General features: G+C 38.7%; 2 protein-coding genes and 2 pseudogenes. All 4 read right to left on the bottom strand.

The features are described 5' to 3' along the window. Nucleotides 1-126, bottom strand: a pseudogene (locus Q9I99_RS11140) (CRISPR-associated protein Cas4); the annotation flags it as partial. Continuing rightward, nucleotides 108-464: pseudogene (locus Q9I99_RS11135) on the bottom strand (CRISPR-associated endonuclease Cas1); the annotation flags it as partial. The pseudogenes Q9I99_RS11140 and Q9I99_RS11135, both read right to left, overlap by 19 nt. 135 nt (nt 465-599) lie before the next feature. Next, nucleotides 600-1,640, bottom strand: a complete 1,041-nt coding sequence (locus tag Q9I99_RS11130) for an FRG domain-containing protein (protein WP_301668563.1) — start codon at nt 1,638-1,640, stop codon at nt 600-602. A 113-nt stretch (nt 1,641-1,753) separates the two neighbouring features. Next, nucleotides 1,754-2,021: CRISPR-associated protein Cas4 (locus Q9I99_RS11125; RefSeq protein ID WP_304666231.1), on the bottom strand; the 268-nt coding region annotated here is incomplete at its 5' end.

Raw genomic sequence — 2,021 nt, 5'->3', positions numbered from 1 at the left:
CAGACGGCCTGTTTTCGTATCCACTTCCACCAAATCCAATACGCCGCTGATACCCAGTTTCTCCGCCAATACATGCACTGTCCGCTCAAAGCGCACGCCCTTGCGCGTTTCGGGCTCGCCCGAATCTTTGCCGCAATGATATTGCGCGCAATCGGCACGGGATTTTGCTCCGACACCCGATACTGCACCCGTCGTAGCAGCACATTACCGCTCTGCCGCCCCTAAAGCCGCCCTAAGAAACGTCCGTTTTCGGTAAAAAACGCCAAATTCACATTATTTTCGCCGCAAAACCCTAGCAAAAACGGCGACACCAGCACATTCCCAAAGCAGAAAATATGTCCGATGGAATGCACTGGCAACTGCGCCACCTTCTTACGCTCCTGCTCCACCACCAACGTCTCCCGCTCCTTATGCAGATAACTGCCTTGGGTGGTGATGTAGAGCGTGTTTTGCAGTTTGCGCATGGGAAACTCCTTGGATTTTGACCGCACTTTTGGGGCGATGGTTAAGCTACCTGAAAAATGGTAGGTTGGGTTAAGCGGAACGCCGTAACTCAAGTACAATGATTCAGTCTCCCCAATATTGATTTCCTTTTGTTTTTATTTAATTTGATATTTATCCATAATTTCCCTAGCTTGGGAGTCTAATTCAGGAAATAAATTTTGCTTACTAATACCAAAATATTTTAACTCCTCTAAAATATCCTTTTTGCAATTATTCTTAATTAAAATAGGCTCTTGCTTCAACATTTTTTTCCAATCATTTGGAACAGTTGCATAATCTATTTTTTGATCATGAATACCAAATAAAAGAAAACTGCCTTGCTGTCTAATGATTCTAGGATTATTCAATTTTGCCTTAACGCACACAACCCTATTAAAATCTGTTGGCTCAATGACGGGTGAAAAACTAGGTTTATCTTTCCTAATATCATGTAAAAGTCTTGCTATCTCAGGTTGTTTGTTAAATATTTCCTTATATTTATTCTCATAAATTTCATTACTTGCTTTATCTATTAACTCCCCAAATAACAAACTCAGATTATCTTCCACTTTAGAGATAATACTTTTGACATCATCAGGTACATTCTCTTGTAATTTATCATTTTTAATCATACTAGTATGCTTTTTTAAATCAGCTACCTGTTTTGAGAAATTTATATAATTCTTAATATTAAAATCACTTTTTCTTAAACTTATAGCTGATAAAATAGAAACAACATCGCTATCATCATATTTAATATCTAAATTAGGAATATCTAAAATAACCAACTCTCCATCTTCATCATTATCATTAATTTTCGAACAAGCGAAATATAATGCAACTAGTGCATTAGATGTTAAATCCAGTAATCTAGTTGCATAACCATAGTGTTGCAACTTAACCAATTTTTCAAAAAGTGTATCACTTGAATTAAATGCATCCGGGCAATTAATCACGACATCTCGAATGATATTATTTTCATTTTTAATAAGATAATCAGGAACTGATGGACTATTTTTTTCATCAGGTCGATAAATGCTAGGTTTAAGTTGATAAGATAATTTTGAGTGTCCTCGAAAAAAACGAGTGTATCCTCGCTCAGGGTTTCCTAATTCTTTCAATACGCTCACAAAATCATTAATATTTTTAATTTCCATATACATTCCTTTATTTAAAATAAATAAATCTATTTTTATTTAAGAAAATAACTGTCAATATCTAATTTCTTAAATAACCCTAATCTAACCCTAATCTGTTTATTCTCTTTTTATTAATCCTCAAATAACCCTGCCACATACCCCGCACTCCTATCCCGCTTTCCCAACAACTCCGGCTGGCAAATTTCCACCAGCGAGCAGGCTTTGCAGCGTTTGCCGTAGTCGGGCGGAGGAGTTTGGCCGCTGCTTAGGAGATCGCGCACGGCGGCGATGGTGGCGAGCGTTTGGGCGCGCAGGTCATCTGAAAACACGACGGGGACGCGGTGGCGGGTTTGCATATACCACAGCGCGCCCTCAGAGATAGTTTGCCCCGTCATTTCT

The organism is Neisseria basseii, from assembly GCF_962707005.1.
Taxonomy (GTDB): domain Bacteria; phylum Pseudomonadota; class Gammaproteobacteria; order Burkholderiales; family Neisseriaceae; genus Neisseria; species Neisseria bergeri.
The sequence above is the reverse complement of the archived record's forward strand: the minus strand, read 5'-3'. Positions and strand labels throughout refer to the sequence as shown.